Genomic DNA, 15,478 nt, shown 5'->3' on the forward strand with positions numbered 1-15,478 from the left:
GACAATGATGGTAAGGATCTCAACATTCATTCTATCGCCGCAGGAATATTTAGAAAAGATAAAGAAACATCCGCCGGCTGTATACCAGCTGGTGGATGTCGGAGGTTGCTTTATTGATAAGTCGGGTTCCAGACTCTAGCCTTATAGAAGTCAGCACCGGTCACATGACGGGTTGCATCGGGACCATAAAAATCGACGGTCTCCGTACACCAAGTGCTCTGTGTGCAGGGTCCAACCGATGATTTTCATGATCCCACATCCCATCCGCGATAGAAATTGCAATCCAAGACTTGCGCCTTCATTTTAGATTGTGTTCCAGAAAATCACCATAATAATAATTCGTGTTCTGTTGTCTGATTTGGAGTTCTTTCCGGATATACGCCAAATGAGCATGAAAAAGACTGCCGGTAAATGAAACTCACCGACAGTCTTATTCTTTGAGCAGCTCCGTTCCCCGTCATCCGCTTACAGCACAAACCGGAGTACCATTAAGGAAAGAATGCCTACCACTACCGTTCCTAATAAACTTCGCGTTAGGATCACCGTCGCAAAGGTAGGGATGGCGGCCAAAATTTCAACGTAATGCTGTAAAATATGGACCTTTCCGTCCGTCGTGAACAGCTCCTGCGCGATTAATGCCGCCATAACGGCAACAGGTACGTAATTCAGCCAGCGCATGGTCCACTCAGGCAATTGCATACGGCTCAGCAACACGAGCGGAAGAACGCGCGGAAGAAGCGTGACGACGGAGGCGCCCATGATCGCCAGCAGGATGTCCCATCTTATTTCCATTTTTCCACCACCATTCCAATGGCAGCCGCCACGATGGTTGCTATAATAACCGCCACACTCCCGGATACAAAGGAGCCCGCTCCGAGCACGATCGGAACCGCGCAGACGGCTACGATGAGATCTTTCCGGATGATTTTTCTGCTGATCATCTGGAGGACAAGGAGTCCGATAAACATGGCGGTCAGCGCAAAATCAAGGCCGTATTTCTCAGGATCGGTAATCCACTTCCCGAAAAACGCTCCCGCGATGGTGGCGATGATCCAATTCAAATATGCGGTAATATTGAGGCCGTGCATCCATTTTTCACTGAGTGAGCTGCGATTCATCGCCTTATTCATGGCGACCCCGAAGGTTTCGTCTGTAAGCAGCACACCGACGAACATCGTCTTGAATGCCGACAGGTGGCGGAAATAAGGCGACATAGCTGCGCTGAGCAGCAGGTGGCGCAAATTGACGATGAATACCGTAAGAATGATCGCTGCAGCCGACCCATGCGCCGCAATCATGCCTGCCATAATAAATTGTGCCGAACCGGCATAGATCAAGGTGGACATCAAGGTAATTTCGAGGACGGATAAACCGGAGGTTTTGCCTACAACACCTGCGGCGAATCCAATGCTTAAGTAACCCAGCAGTGTGGGGATGCAGTCTCTGATCCCCTGTAGCAAGCTGTCTTCATTCACTTCGATTTCTTGTTGATTGAGTTGAACATTCTCTGACACGTCTTTTATCCTCAATTCTTTTCTGTGTTGTTCGTTGTTGAGCCGGTAAATAAAATAACGATGCGTCTTTAAGTGTGGACACAGCCCGGTCAATCCGTGCGTTATACTATCCTTTTTGTACATTATAACACACAATATATCGGGTGCGGTGTACTAAACTTGGATGAAGTTGATATAATTGCAGATTCCATTCGGGCTATCCTGCCCCTGTTCTATTGATCCTGTAACCCAAGCAAAATCAAAAAAACGGCCCCCTTCGTACCCAGTACGAAATGGAGCCGGAGTCTGATTCATCCGCTGCTTAATCGTTATCTTCAATGACAGCAATGCTGTCGATTTCAAGGAGAACGGATGGGCGGGCGAATTCCGAAACAAATAGAACCGTGACCAGAGGAGGATGTTCTAATTCACCCGCTATCTCCTGAAATGCTTTGTAACCAACTCGGGGATCGCTGCCGCTGACTAAATAAATATTGAGTTTAACCAAATTGGCGAAACTTGCATGTTCAGATACTAGAATCGTTGCGATATTATGCAGCGCCTGCTTGGTCTGTACTTCCAAATCACCGGGTCCAACAAGTTCGCCTGACGCATTAACGGCATTTTGCCCACCGATATAAATCGTTTTTGCCTTTCCGCTTACAGTAATCGCCTGACTGAACGCTTTAGATTGGAATAACCCCTCCGGGTTTTTATGCTCCATTCTGAATGTAGACATTCATCTTCCTCCTTCAAGATTCATGTTTTACATTCATTATAGGCATCTTCACTGACAGCCCCCGTCAGTGAAGTTCAATTTTCATCTTCCGCATACAGTTCGGCGATTTGACAGGCCATTGCTTTGATTTGATTTTTCAACGCGATCGGCTCCAACACCCGGATGCTTGTTCCAAAGGTAAGCAGATATCTCGGAAGATATTTGTCAATCGTTGGGATGTCGATGAGGAACCGCGCTTCGGCGTCGGTACGTTCCGTCAAATAGTGATGCATATGCCAGTGGCTGCATATCGCATCCAGAGACCTCGTATCTCCTTCAATTCGGATTAACGCCATCGGTCCTTCCGCTTCTCGTTCCTTGTGCGATTGTTCGCGGAAATAGTCCTCTGTCGAGAAGTTTTCCGGCGTGGTGAAAAAGGCATCAGTCCGGAATACACTCTCGATCCGGTCCACACGGAAAGTCCGAACTTCGGAAGATTGATGGCAGTATGCGATAAGATACCATTCGTTTCTGCGTAAGGTCAACCCATAGGGATCGATACTTCGCTCTTTGGCCGAATCGGAGTTTTCTTTACGGTAAGCGATGAGAAGCGTCTGTCCGTCCAAAATGGCCTGCTCCAACTGCCGGAGCATAGGAACAATACCCGGATGGGACGCGGAAGAGATTACACTGAAGCCGCTCGTCAGACGCTGCAGATCCAGCATTTGCTCTTCATTCAAACTGTGTTCGATTTTTTCCAGGGCTTGCTCGAGTTCATCCGTATACGGATACCCGACCCCCTTCGCGAACTTCGATGCGTCCACGATCGCCTTGAGTTCTACCGCCCGAAAAAATAAAGGCGTTTCCCTGAATGTCTCCAATATATAGAACCCTCCGTCATGCCCTGAATCAGCAACAATCGGAACGCCGCTGGCGCTTAATGCATCGATATAGCGGTAGACCGTCCGAACGCTGATCTCCAATTGATCCGCTATTTGCGCGGCGGTCAGCTTTTTTCTGGATTTAAGCATCCAAAGGATGGACAGCATATTATCCCATTTTGCCAAGACGAGGTACCCCTTCCAAACCGTATTCTTCCAAAAGTATACCGTTGAAATGAGTGCGGAGGAAGTCTCTTCATGGAAAAGTTTGCGTCTTGTTAAAATAGAAGTTGTTCCACATTCTTGATTAAGGATAAAGAGCCCCCTGATTTCTCAGGCGGCTCCTTGCTTCCGGCTAATTTAGATTCACTCTCGAATGACGAATTCCAGTTCCTAGCTTGAAGACGTCAGCCCTTTTTCACGTTTGCCATCAATGGATTAAAGCTTGTCTGGGCATATTCCATCGCATCAATATACGCTTGCTGCTGAGAACGCTCAACCATTTCTTCTGGGCTAACTTCTTCTGCCTTTGACGTAATCCACCAAATATTCCCGAATGGGTCAACCACCCGGCCTCCCCGTTCTCCCCACGCCATCGTTGTCGGTTCCGTCATGGAAACCGCACCGGCCTTGATGGCCTTCGCATATAAGACATCGCTATCGTCCACATACAATCGAATGAGACTGATAAACGGAGGCCACTTCGGATCAGCATCAAACATGAGTATTTTCGAATCGCCAATACGCACTTCCGCATGTCCAATGGCTCCATCGGGATTGTACACCCGCCCCAGTTCCTGTGCATCGAAAGCGTTGATTAAAAAGTCAATTAACTTCCCGGTGCTTTGCGTCGTGATCCAGGGTGTAACCGTGCGGTTCACCGTTTCCGAAACTTGGCTTTCATTCATTTGCTCCAACCTCCAATCATTTATTCTGTTTGGAGTGTATCACCAAAAACTTGACAGCAGTTTGTCATCTTTTTGGGGTTGTCAGAAGAATGAATGGCGATCTCTCAACGGATTTATTTTAACTCGAATAAAGGGAGCAGTATGTACGATCAAAATTGCCGGCCAGCAAATCTTCCTTCCGGATGAAAAACTGCAGTTCGCCGGCATCCCACCAGCAAAAACCTACATCATCGTCCGAATCTAGTGCCAACAGCAACAGAGTATCCCTGATTTCCTGCTGCGCCCGATTCGGGTCACCGTTCAGGTGCCGGGTGATCTGCTTCAGCGCCTCCGTTTCGGAATAGTTGTATTTTTCGCCGGTCAGCAGCTTCAGTGCCGCTTCGTATTCGCAATCGCCATGCTGGGTTTGGGGATAGCCGAACATCATCGCCAGGTCACTAGAGCTGTATCCGGTTAGCTCGAAGCAAAGCTCCTCGTAATGCTCGTAATCATGCTCATCGTCTTCCACCTGATCGTAATCCACATAACCGTAATTAGGCGGCTCCAGGGTGGACCTTGCCGACACCTGGTAACCCGTAAATGCGTCTTCCAGTGCCGTCACTTCCGGGGCATGCCGCCGCTGCGCTGCTTGAAGCTGCTCCTCCTGCAAATAGAGCACTTTATGCTCAATGTCATAAGCCGGTTCATCGATTCCAATGAAAAAATATAGCGCGCCGTTTGCCGGAAATCGGGAAGCTTCATCATAAGCCATCAGCTCACGCAGCCTAAGCTGGGCCAGGAACGTCATGGGAGTTCCCTTTGAATCCACAGGCCATTCCACATCAGCCGGGAGATCCGGATCACCACCGATCCTAGAACATCCGGCTGCCTTGTAATCTTCTACCCTACTTTTGCTCAAACGAATGCCTTGGCGAACGGTCTCCATTAGATAATCCAATGCATGCCCGAATTGCTGTTCATGGATGATCCGCTTTAATTTATTTTCGTTGTTCTCACTTAACATCGATTGCCACCTCCTCATTGCTGTGATGGTATTTGAATCCCTTATGATCAAGCCGTTGTTTGTTTATTGGATGGTTACCTCAAGTATTTTCCCGTGATCGACTGCTCCGCATGGATAATCTCTTGCGGCGTGCCTTCGAACACCACCTGTCCGCCCTTGCTGCCTCCGTCCGGTCCCATATCGATGATCCAGTCCGCCTGGCTGATCACTTCCAGGTTATGCTCAATGACGATCACCGTGTTTCCGGCATCCACCAGGCGGTTCATGATCCCAAGCAGGTGGCCGATATCCGACATATGCAGGCCGGTCGTCGGCTCGTCCATCACATAGATGCTGCCTTTCTTATGCAGCTCGCTAGCCAGCTTGATACGCTGGCATTCCCCGCCAGAGAGCGTGCTGAGCGGCTGGCCGAGGGTAATATAGTTCAGTCCCACATCGTTCATGGCCTGGAGCTTGCGGACAACCTCTTTGATCTGGAAAAATTCCAATGCCTGCTCGACCGTCATCTCAAGCACTTCGGCTATGGACTTGCCATTCAGCTTGTATTCGAGCACTTCTTCCTTAAAGCGTTTCCCTCCGCAGACTTCGCATGGCAGCTTCACGCTTTCGAAGAACGATAGATCCAAGTACACTACGCCCAGCCCTTGGCAATTCTCGCAGGCCCCCTTGGAGTTAAAGCTGAATAAGCTTGGACTCACCTTGTTGGCGGAAGCAAACGCCTTGCGCACATCATCCAATATGCCTGTGTAGGTCGCAGGGTTCGAGCGTGTCGACACGCCGATTGCCGATTGGTCGATGACGATGGCGTCCGGATGCTGACTGAGGAATACATCGTTAATGAGGGTACTTTTCCCAGAGCCGGCGACGCCGGTTATAACGTTCAGAACCCCGGTTGGTATATCGACATTCACGTTCTGCAAGTTATGCAGATTGGCATTCCGGATGGACAGCTTGCCGGATGGCTGCCTGCAATCTTGCTTGAGCTGGAGCTGACGCTTCATATGAGTACCCGTCAATGTGCCGGATTCCAACAGACCAGGGTAGCTTCCTTCATAGACGATGGTTCCTCCGCGGCTGCCGGCATGGGGTCCTACGTCGACGATATGATCCGCTACTTTGATGACATCGGGATCATGCTCAACCACCAGCACCGTGTTGCCTTTGTCGCGCAGCTTCTGAAGCAGTTCATTTAACCGGTGCACATCGCGAGGATGAAGTCCGACACTGGGCTCGTCGAAAATATAAGTGACATCCACCAGGCTCCCGCTCAAGTGCTTCACCATTTTAACGCGCTGCGACTCTCCTCCGGATAAAGTATCTGTCTCACGGTCCAGCGTCAAGTAATCAAGGCCGATATCCACCAGATGCTGCAGCCGTTCCGTCAGCGACTTGACCATCGGCGCCGCCGCGGCATCGTCAATCTCGCGAATTACGCGAATGAGATGTCCGACTTCCATGGAAGACAGCTCCGCAATGTTGTGTCCATTAATTTTGCAGTCCAGCGCCGCTTGACTAAGCCTTGCGCCGTGACAGCTGGAGCAGGGCCCCTCGGTCATGAACGGAGCAACGGTCTGCTGCGTGCGTTCAGACTTTGTCTTTACGTCCTGTTTGATATATTTGTTGGTGAACTTCTCAATGACGCCTTCGACGGTAATATTGGTTGCCTTACCAGCGAAATCCATTTTCACTTTCCTTGCCTTGCCATACAGCAGCTGCTCCAAGTCTTCATCCGAATAGTCGCTGAGCTTCTTATCCGGATCAAAGGAGCCCGACTGGATGAGCATGTTCCATTCCCATCCGTCCACCGTATATCCCGGCAGCATAATGGCCCCTTCCCGGAGCGACTTGGACATATCCACCGCTTTGCTCATGTCGACCCCGAGGCTGCGGCCAATTCCGTTACATTCGGGACACATGCCTTGCGGATCGTTAAACGAGAACATGTTCGCCCCTCCGACATAAGGCTGACCCACTCTGGAGAAAAGCAGCCGGAGTATGGGTGAAATATCAGTAATGGTTCCCATTGTGGAGTGGGACCCTCCGCCCAGCCGCTTCTGATCGACTATGACAGCCATGCTCAGGTTTTCGATCGCATCCGCATCCGGCTGCGGATATTTGGGCAGGAACGTGCGTATGAACATGCTGAAATTCTCATTCAACAATCGCGTAGATTCTGCGGCAATCGTATCGAAAACGATCGATGACTTGCCTGATCCGGATACCCCGGTGAAGATTGAAATTTTCCGTTTGGGTATTTGCAAGGAAACGTTTTTAAGATTGTTTTCCCTCGCAGCCGAGATGACGATATATTCCTGATTCGATTCGCTCATGGCTAACATCCTTCCGTTCGTGATCATTTCTATTTATTCCATTCGTATTGTACCATTCATTGCCCGAAGAAAGTCTATGAATCGTGCAAAAGGATGCCGCGTCCCTTGGTATATGTCGGCTCACTATTCCACATCGACCACGAACTCAGCCCATTGTGTCATCATTTGCCTGGATTCTACGGAAGAAATATACGCAGGACTGAGTACTCTGATCAGGTAGCTGCCCTTCTCGCTTAAAGTAAACGAACCTGCGAATGCTTGGTCCTTAATGGGCAGCTCAATGCTTTTCACCTTTTCATATTGCAGATACGCTTCCTCGCTTGATTGTTGATACTGTTCGACACTCACGGTCAGCTTATCATATAGGTCGTTATGCTGCAGGATATCTCCCGACACATCTATCTTTTGATTCGGTTTTGCTAGAATATAGCCTTGAGCCGGACTGGTGAAGGCAATGTTTTCTTTCCCTTCACCCATGATTGTGACTGGCAGCGAGGCAATATTTGTTACATTCCTCATCACTGTAACTACCTTGCTGCCTGCCGAATTTGCTGTGAGCATTACGGGGTTAGGACCGGGGCGCAAATTTACTGTAAAATGAATACGGTTATACAACCGTCCATCCATGGATATATCCTTTTGCGTAAGCTTGCCTGTGCCTCCGAGCCAACCCGCTTCGCCGATAGAGAACATATACTGCGGAGTGTACATATCCTTCTGATACAGCATGGTAAATGTGGTGCTGGCTTCATCCGTCTCCCATTCCGGATTTAGCACCTCTATAACTTTATCGCTCCAGTTCCATCTCACTGTGTCATTCACGGTTGAGACCGCCAATCCAAGCCAAGATAACGCCCGAATCGGTACATAAGCTTTTCCCGAAGATAGAAACGGTGCCGGAATTTTTTCACCGATCGGCTTTCCGTCCGGACGGTATACGTCCTCCGAGCCGATTCGGAAGGTTAGCTGGCTAAATGTAGACAGCAGCTCAGGATGGACTACGACTTGTACTTCCCTTTTATCGGCATTCCAGGTCACGTTGGCCGCCGCACCAGATTGCCGGAGGGTACGGAGCGGCACATATACACGTCCTCCTTTTAAGATTGGCTTTTCTGCAGATATAACCTTCCCATCAAGCGTTGCCTTTCTCCCTTGAAGATCAAATTTCATTTCGTGCTTGACTCTGTACATTTTCGCTACATCGCCCTTCGGCTCTGCTGCAATTGTGGGTGCGGAATCTGCAAGGGCACTTGCTCCGATACTCCAAGCTGCGACTCCTGTTATGATCAGGCACAACCATTTCTTCATGTCCTACCATCCCTTCATCAGAAAATATAATCTTATACTTATTTAACGGGATCGAACAGCAACTAGTTGGATGTCTGCCGAAATCCGCTGATCCACACAAAAAAAGACAGCTCAGCAAATGAGCTGCCTTTTCTTTTTTTACTGGGCTCCAACGACCGGATGCGGAACATACGGTTCTTCCAGATATGCAATTTCTTCCGGAGTTAATTTTACGGATAGAGCTCCTACAGCATCTTCAACCTGGCCGATTTTCGTCGCCCCTAAGATTGGAGCAGCTACCGATTCCTTTTGCAGCAGCCAGGCTAGCGCGATATGGATACGGGGTACACCGCGTTTCTCTGCAATCGAGGCCACTCGCTCAACGACCAGCCGGTCTACATCCGCCGTCGCATCGTACTTTGATTTTTGGACTTGATCGGTTTCCGATCTGTGCGTCGTTTCCGACCAATCGCGGATCAGCCTTCCCGATGCTAAAGGACTGTAAGGGGTCACCGCTATTTTTTGATCCTTGCACAGCGGCATCATCTCCCGTTCCTCTTCGCGATAAATGAGGTTCAGGTGATTTTGCATAGAGACAAAGCGCGTCCAGCCATGCTTCTCTGCCGTATACAGCGCTTTTTGAAACTGCCACGCATACATGGCGGAAGCACCGATATATCTTGCCTTTCCGGCCTTCACTACATCATGCAGGGCTTCCATCGTTTCTTCAATCGGCGTGTTGTAATCCCAGCGGTGGATAATGTAGAGATCTACATAGTCGGTGCCTAGTCTTTTCAGGCTTTTATCGATTTCGCTCATAATCGCCTTCCGGGAGAGCCCCCCACCGTTGGGGCCTGGATGCATGCGCCCCCAGACCTTGGTAGCGAGGACAATCTCGTCCCGATTCGCATAATCCTTTAATGCGCGCCCAGTGATCTCTTCGCTGGTTCCCCCGGAATAGACATTCGCTGTATCAAAAAAGTTGATCCCGAGCTCGAGCGCCCTTTTAATGATCAGGCGGCTTTGCTCCTCATCAAGCACCCACTGATGCCCTCCCGGCTGCACTTCGCCGAAGCTCATACAACCGAGGCATATCCGCGAGACATCCATACCCGTATTACCGAGCTTCATGTAATCCATAAATCAGGCCTCCATTTCGGATTGTTATGTAAGCGTTAATCGTCGACTTCCATTATAATTCCCATGAACGAACATGCAATTGTTAAATATACGGGATTTGTTTAATACTGGACGGATTTGTCGAGATTGTTCATTATTTTTATGGTCTTTATGGTACTTTAGGGATGTCATCACAAAAAAACAAGCCGCGATTTACGCGGCCGCAGTAATTCTTAAATCATATAACAAAATTCATCCGGCACTTTCTCCTTGAGGCCGAATTCAAACGTGTCTTGGCGAAGTCCGCGCCGGAGTGTCTCAAGTGCCATAACTTCGGTCGGAGCGATATTTCCCAAGTGAACATTGGATCCGAATTTGCGCAGGAGCATGGCCTGTTGGTTTTTAAGGGGCGCCTCCCAAATCAGTGTCCGGTGATCCGGAACGAATTTAAGGATGTCGTCCACCACATCTTCCCTGCATTCCCCATTTTTATCGAAAATCCCGACACTGACCCCCGACTCGCGGGCTTCGACCGTAACATATTCGGCGCCTGCAGCCAGATCCAATTCCACGGTATCTGCAAGAATAGCGGCATCAATCAAGGAACCGGACAACTTCTTTCCAAATTCGGAAAAGACCCGAAGTCCGCGCTTCTTTCCTTCCTGGATCAGCTCCGTGCGTTTTTGGCGGGACAGTTCGATCGTACCGTCGGATACTTCGAGCGCATTAAAACCAAGATTGCACACCGTATTAAAGAACGCAGGCACGATATCCTGCTGAACGGCAATTTCCAGCAAAGTGCCGCCTGTCATTACGGATATGCCGTGCTGTTTGGCAAGGCCGATTTTATACAGAAGCATATCCGTCCTATACAGCGGGGCCGTACCAAATCCAAATTTGATGCAGTCGATGTAAGGTGAGGCGGTTTCGATCACATCTGCGAACGTATTTCTGCCGAGGCCTTTATCGATGACCATCGTCAATCCCCGGTCCGGATCCCGAGAGACGGTTGCGTCTTTCTTTTCCTTGTCGGAATCGAAGCGGGTCCCGCTCGGGTCACGTAACTCCCTGGGCCACACTGCACGCATGGAGTTGTTCATGTTGGATCTCCCTCAATTCTTTTTGGTTTGTCGTTTGAATCCCATGACATGCATATCATATGCGGGGGACGCATGACACGTGCCCAGGTCCGAGTGATCTATTCCATGACGAATGCTTCGGAGAATTAGGCGGTTGGCTCCTCAACAAAAAAAGAGGGCTTCCCCTCTTTATTTTCCACGGACGACACGAAATCCCTGATCGGGGCCGTACCCATTGGGATCGAATTTGCCTCGAAATGAAACTTCAGTGTTGCTGATATCCCCGATCCAGCCGCCCCCCTTCACAACCCGGAAGGAACCGCCTTGACGAACCGTGCCGTCCCCATACCAGTCCCAGCACCATTCCCTTACATTGCCGGACATATCGTAAAGACCAAGCTCGTTGGATTTCCGGGTACCGACCGGTTTCGTCCGGTTGTGGTTGCTCTCGATGACCGGCCAGTTCCAATCCCCTGATAAATATTTATCCCCGGCGTTTCTCCAGTACCATGCGACATCCTCGGCTTTATTGCTTCCGCTGTATTTGAAACCTTTGCCCTCCAGACCTCCGCTTGCGGCATATTCCCACTCTGCTTCTGTAGGCAGCCGGTATCCGTTCGCTTCCTGATTGACCGTTACGGTCCATTTTATTTGATCGTTTTCGTTTATGTTGTTCGGATCTTTATGATCCTTGTCTATGTTGTAAAACGGTTTTAAGCCCTCCTGGATACTTCTTTTGTTGCAATACTCCACGGCGTCATACCAGCTTACCATCTCTACCGGCAGCTGATCACCTTTGAATGCTGAGGGGTTGCCGCCCATAACGTTGGCCCACTCCGCTTGTGTAACCTCGTATTTGCCGATATAAAAGTCTGAAAGGGTCATGCTTGTTTCAGTATTGTTGGAGCCATTGCTCTTAAAAGTCCCGCCTTTAACGTACACCATATCTTCCTGCTTGCCCGTTTCTTCTTGTGAACAAGCGCTGGCCAAAAACATAGCTGCTAGTAAAATACAAACCCATAGCTTTCTCATAGGGATTTCTCCTTTAGGACGAATAGGAAAAAGACAGACCGCGGTGGACCGATGCCAATATCCGTCAACGTCGAAGACCGTTCGTCTGATGGCAAACGGCCTTCAACATGTCTGGATTGATTAATGTGTATGACTTATGAAAAGCAGCTTCTTGCTGATTACCACACGGTTACGTTAGAGCTTCCGCTGCTCTGGTATCCCTCCGTTGCCAATACCTGATAAGCCCAGCTGCTGCCTAAATTCATGCCTGCGTTCTTCCATGCGTTGACGTGATTGCTGAACGTGATGGAAGAATTGACCCCGGTCGCTCTTTTCGACTGCCGGACACTCCAGAACTGCTGGAAGGTTTGTGTGCCGTCAATGGATGGCGCGTTATACCGCATGGTCGTATAAATATCATAGGTGCCCCCGTCACTCGTCACTGTTCCTTTGTAGGTTCCGGTAGGCCGGTAAGTTCCCCAGCTGTCCACGACGTAATATTCAATGAGGGAATTTCTCGTCCATCCATAGAGCGTCAAATATCCATTTCCGGACGGCGCCCAGACGCCGGCATTATAGTTAATCGTCCGGTTAGGCGATCCGGTATTCCAGCCTTTGCCGACAACAAAGTTCCCGGAATTTTGCCAGGTCACGCTGTAATTTCCGCCGGATCCGTTGACGGCATTAACCGTGCCCCCGCCATCGGTCCAATTTTGCCAATAGTCCGTCGTGGCTGCATTTGAGGTAGCTGCAAATAACCCAAGACTCATGGAAGCTGCAAGAACGACCGTTAACCATTTTTTACTCCGTTTCAACATAAACTGCCTCCTCTGTTTTTTTGCACCTTACAACCGTCTGCCATTGGTTTCTCTTGGCTCTGCTGTGCTCAACACGGCTAGTCCTTCTCTTTTCCCTTTCCTCCTTTCTGTGAAAATTATAAAATGACAGCGGTTACATAACACTTCGCAAATTAAACATCATATATAGATTTTCTTACAATTTTTAGAAACCGACGGACCATCCGGGAAAAATGGGCACAAAAAAACACCCATGGACCGCGCTTTTTTAGGCGTTTGGACCATGGGTACGTTAATAGAGAATATTTTGGGTAACCCTTTGAATCTTATTATACGACGTCTCGACTAATTAAAGTCTATGTATGAAGCTTAGATCCGCTCGTAGAGACTGCTGGTTGGGATCACTTGAGCAAAAGTGCCGTCCAAGGATGCCATAAACGTATTATGAACGGTTTGTGCAGGAATCACGGTACCATCCCAGAGTAAATCTCTGGTTGTGCACGCATCATCAAGCACGAGAACCTCATACTCATATCCCAGGCGGTTTGCGGTTCTTACGGTAGAATCGATACAAATGTGGCTCATCATGCCGCAAATGACTAACCGGGTTACATTCAGCGATTCAAGATGCTGCTGTAATTCCGTTTGGAAAAAGCTGTCCGGCGTATGCTTTACAATCACTTTTTCGCCAGGCTCGGGTAAGATGCCTTCATGCGGTTGAATCCCTTCCGTACCGGGAAGAAAAAATGTGGCGTTGTCCTCTAGCAGGATACACTGAATATGAACGATCGGTAACTTCTTGCCCCGGAACAGAGTTAAAGCTTCCTGCGCATGGGTTAGCGCCTTGTCGGGACGGAATAACTCGTTTCGGCCCCCTTTAAAATAATCCTTCTGAATGTCTACCATTATGAATGCGGTATTCATGGGTCATGGTCTCCTTTAATTTGTAAGAGTAGTTTCTTACCGCATTATAATATCGGTATCATGAATGGTGAATTACCCACTTTTTTGTGGGTATGGGATGCCTTTGCGGTCCAGAAGCTCCGTCTGTCCCCGTTCCACCATATAATCAATTCCGATCTCCTGCATAATGAGTACCGCATCCAACAGCCTTCTTCCCCGCTCGGTCAGAAAATACTCTACATGCAGCGGGTACCCTTCCGTTTTGATTTTATCTACGATCCCGCTGGAAATTAGTTCTTTAAGATGCTGCAGCAGCATCTTTTGGGTGATCTGGTCAATATCCCGTTCCAGTTGGGCCAGGGACGTGTTTCCGTCTTTCAATTGATAAATGATCATCGTTTTCCATTTCCCTTTGATGATGTCATGAACAACCTCCAGCGGGCAGGTGCACTGCTCCCGAATCATCATGAAATTCACCTCCATCCATGTTCTCTGGGTCAGATATCCATCCGTTCTCATTCATATTAACAAACAAAGACCTGGATTCGTAACCCAGGCCTTTGTTCATTTTACGGCAAAACATAAACTACTTATTTCCAAAAGGTGATCTGATCAGCGCTCAAACGAACGGACTCATAACCTTCTTCTTCCGCTTTACCGATGGCAAGAATGAGTACCGGAGTATATCTCTCCGGATCTAATCCGAAAGCAGCTGCGATTTGATCAGTCTCAAATCCACCGATGGGATTGGTATCATAACCATGAGCTCTGGCGATGAGCATGAGCTGCATGGCCAGCTATCCACTATCCACTTTTACAATGTCATTTACAACTTCTTTAGGAAGCGTAGGATAGATCGTAAGAATGCTTTCCAATTGCCGGTCACGGACTTCCGGCGGCATTTTCCCCTGTTCCACCGCCGTATTGAAAATCTCTTCCGCATACTCATAAGATTTCATGTCCCCAAAGATCAGCAGCATTGCAGAAGATGTGTCATTTTGCTGGGTATTGAAGCGGATCAAAGGCCGCAACGTATTTTTCCCTTCTTCGCTTTCAACGACAACGATGCGCCAAGGCTGCAAATTTGCTGAAGATGGGGCTGTGGCAGCTTCTTCAATCATCTCTTTAAGCTCTTCTCTGGATATTTTAAAAGCGGGGTCATAGGCACGAATCGAACGTCTCCCTTTCATAATATGGGTAAAATCGTTGTTTTTCATCGTAGTGGTCATATGGATACCTCTCCTCTATTTTTGATGTGTATTCTGATAACTCATTTGACCCTTTGAAATTCATTAAGTTATCATGGGGAAAGCATAAACTATGAACTATAGTTCATAGCAAGAAAGGATTTGGCGTGATTTCGATGAAGATTAGCGACGTTTCCAAAATGGTGGATTTGCCGATTTCAACCCTCCGATACTATGAAAAAAAGGGGATTATCCCGGAGACCTACATGGTAAGAGATGAAAACAATTACCGGGCCTATGACGAAAAAATAATCCCATTCATCATGAGTCTAAAATCATTACTCTCAGCCGGCTTTTCAATTCATGAGATTAAGGATATCCTTTCCCGAAAAGAACTTGCGCGAGAACAACAGTTGGACATCATCAAAGAGAAAATGAATGAAATTGAAGAATTACAGAAAAAATTGGACGATGCAAAGCACTTTCTTCAAGACTCCCTACAGTCGGCTCAGGACTGCACCTGGTAACAAACCATCAAGCCGCCTCCTACCGCAATGAGATCCGATAGATTTAGATGCTTCCCCTCTCTCTTTTCGCAGCATTATACAACCCGTCTTCATCACCCTTCTCCTGCTATCGTTCCTTCATTCTCCCTCTTACCCGTGCATGCTTATTTTCAAAGAGTAAACTCCCCTTCATATCACTTTCATTTCACCACCTCAAATGCGAACCTGGTCTAAAAATTAATAGAAAGGAAGCCCA

At 48.5% G+C, this 15,478-nt stretch carries 15 protein-coding genes and 1 pseudogene; 1 reads left to right on the forward strand and 15 read right to left on the reverse strand.

The genetic code is table 11. The annotated features are described in order from the left end of the window. Positions 1-465: 465 nt before the first annotated feature. The 15 genes and pseudogenes from ABIE48_RS17285 to ABIE48_RS17355 all read right to left on the reverse strand — a co-directional run bounded on the left by ABIE48_RS17285 (position 466) and on the right by ABIE48_RS17355 (position 14,758). On the reverse strand, positions 466-792 hold the full coding sequence (locus ABIE48_RS17285) for an AzlD domain-containing protein (RefSeq protein WP_192713789.1): 327 nt from the start codon (positions 790-792) through the stop codon (positions 466-468). Further along, a complete protein-coding gene (locus tag ABIE48_RS17290) occupies positions 783-1,514 on the reverse strand; it encodes an AzlC family ABC transporter permease (RefSeq protein ID WP_354519362.1) in 732 nt (243 codons plus the stop codon). The genes ABIE48_RS17285 and ABIE48_RS17290 overlap by 10 nt, the downstream gene beginning before the upstream one ends. 301 nt (positions 1,515-1,815) lie before the next feature. Next, the gene (locus tag ABIE48_RS17295; RefSeq protein WP_192713787.1) at positions 1,816-2,232 is read right to left on the reverse strand and encodes a RidA family protein; all 417 of its coding nucleotides are present in this window, start codon (positions 2,230-2,232) and stop codon (positions 1,816-1,818) included. 74 nt (positions 2,233-2,306) lie between these two features. Further along, positions 2,307-3,278: a helix-turn-helix transcriptional regulator gene (locus tag ABIE48_RS17300; RefSeq protein WP_192713786.1), complete on the reverse strand. Its 972-nt coding sequence runs from the start codon at positions 3,276-3,278 to the stop codon at positions 2,307-2,309. Positions 3,279-3,499: 221 nt separating this feature from the next. Beyond that, positions 3,500-4,000: a VOC family protein gene (locus ABIE48_RS17305; RefSeq protein WP_192713785.1), complete on the reverse strand. Its 501-nt coding sequence runs from the start codon at positions 3,998-4,000 to the stop codon at positions 3,500-3,502. A 118-nt stretch (positions 4,001-4,118) separates the two neighbouring features. Next, positions 4,119-5,003 carry a DUF1963 domain-containing protein gene (locus tag ABIE48_RS17310; protein ID WP_192713784.1) on the reverse strand — a complete coding sequence of 295 codons (885 nt, stop codon included), beginning with the start codon at positions 5,001-5,003 and terminating at the stop codon, positions 4,119-4,121. 74 nt (positions 5,004-5,077) lie between these two features. Next, positions 5,078-7,333 (reverse strand): ATP-binding cassette domain-containing protein, encoded by a 2,256-nt coding sequence (locus ABIE48_RS17315; protein ID WP_192713783.1) that lies wholly within the window; start codon positions 7,331-7,333, stop codon positions 5,078-5,080. 123 nt (positions 7,334-7,456) lie between these two features. Then, positions 7,457-8,641, reverse strand: coding sequence for a stalk domain-containing protein (locus tag ABIE48_RS17320; protein ID WP_192713782.1), 1,185 nt, complete (start codon positions 8,639-8,641; stop codon positions 7,457-7,459). A gap of 138 nt (positions 8,642-8,779) precedes the next feature. Continuing rightward, a complete protein-coding gene (locus ABIE48_RS17325) occupies positions 8,780-9,760 on the reverse strand; it encodes an aldo/keto reductase (protein ID WP_192713781.1) in 981 nt (326 codons plus the stop codon). 212 nt (positions 9,761-9,972) lie between these two features. Next, positions 9,973-10,839 (reverse strand): phosphosulfolactate synthase, encoded by an 867-nt coding sequence (gene comA / locus ABIE48_RS17330; RefSeq protein ID WP_192713780.1) that lies wholly within the window; start codon positions 10,837-10,839, stop codon positions 9,973-9,975. 168 nt (positions 10,840-11,007) lie between these two features. Beyond that, entirely contained in the window at positions 11,008-11,850 is an 843-nt protein-coding gene (locus tag ABIE48_RS17335) for a formylglycine-generating enzyme family protein (RefSeq protein ID WP_192713779.1), read from the reverse strand. A 158-nt stretch (positions 11,851-12,008) separates the two neighbouring features. Further along, a complete protein-coding gene (locus ABIE48_RS17340; protein ID WP_076164478.1) occupies positions 12,009-12,647 on the reverse strand; it encodes a glycoside hydrolase family 11 protein in 639 nt (212 codons plus the stop codon). Positions 12,648-12,995: 348 nt separating this feature from the next. Further along, positions 12,996-13,550, reverse strand: coding sequence for a cysteine hydrolase family protein (locus ABIE48_RS17345; RefSeq protein ID WP_354519368.1), 555 nt, complete (start codon positions 13,548-13,550; stop codon positions 12,996-12,998). Between the two features lie 72 nt (positions 13,551-13,622). Further along, complete coding sequence (locus ABIE48_RS17350) at positions 13,623-13,997, reverse strand: winged helix-turn-helix transcriptional regulator (protein WP_076164472.1); 375 nt, start codon at positions 13,995-13,997, stop codon at positions 13,623-13,625. Between the two features lie 122 nt (positions 13,998-14,119). After that, a pseudogene (locus tag ABIE48_RS17355) lies at positions 14,120-14,758 on the reverse strand (nitroreductase family protein). A 134-nt stretch (positions 14,759-14,892) separates the two neighbouring features. Between ABIE48_RS17355 and ABIE48_RS17360 the strand changes: the two are divergent. After that, positions 14,893-15,243: a helix-turn-helix domain-containing protein gene (locus ABIE48_RS17360; RefSeq protein WP_145018086.1), complete on the forward strand. Its 351-nt coding sequence runs from the start codon at positions 14,893-14,895 to the stop codon at positions 15,241-15,243. Positions 15,244-15,478 lie beyond the last annotated feature (235 nt).

Source organism: Paenibacillus sp. OAE614 (genome assembly GCF_040546645.1).
GTDB classification, from domain to species: Bacteria; Bacillota; Bacilli; order Paenibacillales; family Paenibacillaceae; genus Paenibacillus_AQ; species Paenibacillus_AQ favisporus.

What these genes read in the sequence shown, in the direction of transcription:
- ABIE48_RS17285 (WP_192713789.1), bottom strand. Translation starts at nt 792, where the DNA reads ATGGAAATAAGATGGGACATCCTGCTGGCGATCATGGGCGCCTCCGTC.
- ABIE48_RS17295 (WP_192713787.1), bottom strand. Translation starts at nt 2,232, where the DNA reads ATGTCTACATTCAGAATGGAGCATAAAAACCCGGAGGGGTTATTCCAA.
- ABIE48_RS17305 (WP_192713785.1), bottom strand. Translation starts at nt 4,000, where the DNA reads ATGAATGAAAGCCAAGTTTCGGAAACGGTGAACCGCACGGTTACACCC.
- ABIE48_RS17310 (WP_192713784.1), bottom strand. Translation starts at nt 5,003, where the DNA reads ATGTTAAGTGAGAACAACGAAAATAAATTAAAGCGGATCATCCATGAA.
- ABIE48_RS17315 (WP_192713783.1), bottom strand. Translation starts at nt 7,333, where the DNA reads ATGAGCGAATCGAATCAGGAATATATCGTCATCTCGGCTGCGAGGGAA.
- ABIE48_RS17320 (WP_192713782.1), bottom strand. Translation starts at nt 8,641, where the DNA reads ATGAAGAAATGGTTGTGCCTGATCATAACAGGAGTCGCAGCTTGGAGT.
- ABIE48_RS17325 (WP_192713781.1), bottom strand. Translation starts at nt 9,760, where the DNA reads ATGGATTACATGAAGCTCGGTAATACGGGTATGGATGTCTCGCGGATA.
- comA (WP_192713780.1), bottom strand. Translation starts at nt 10,839, where the DNA reads ATGAACAACTCCATGCGTGCAGTGTGGCCCAGGGAGTTACGTGACCCG.
- ABIE48_RS17335 (WP_192713779.1), bottom strand. Translation starts at nt 11,850, where the DNA reads ATGAGAAAGCTATGGGTTTGTATTTTACTAGCAGCTATGTTTTTGGCC.
- ABIE48_RS17340 (WP_076164478.1), bottom strand. Translation starts at nt 12,647, where the DNA reads ATGTTGAAACGGAGTAAAAAATGGTTAACGGTCGTTCTTGCAGCTTCC.
- ABIE48_RS17345 (WP_354519368.1), bottom strand. Translation starts at nt 13,550, where the DNA reads ATGAATACCGCATTCATAATGGTAGACATTCAGAAGGATTATTTTAAA.
- ABIE48_RS17350 (WP_076164472.1), bottom strand. Translation starts at nt 13,997, where the DNA reads ATGATGATTCGGGAGCAGTGCACCTGCCCGCTGGAGGTTGTTCATGAC.
- ABIE48_RS17360 (WP_145018086.1), top strand. Translation starts at nt 14,893, where the DNA reads ATGAAGATTAGCGACGTTTCCAAAATGGTGGATTTGCCGATTTCAACC.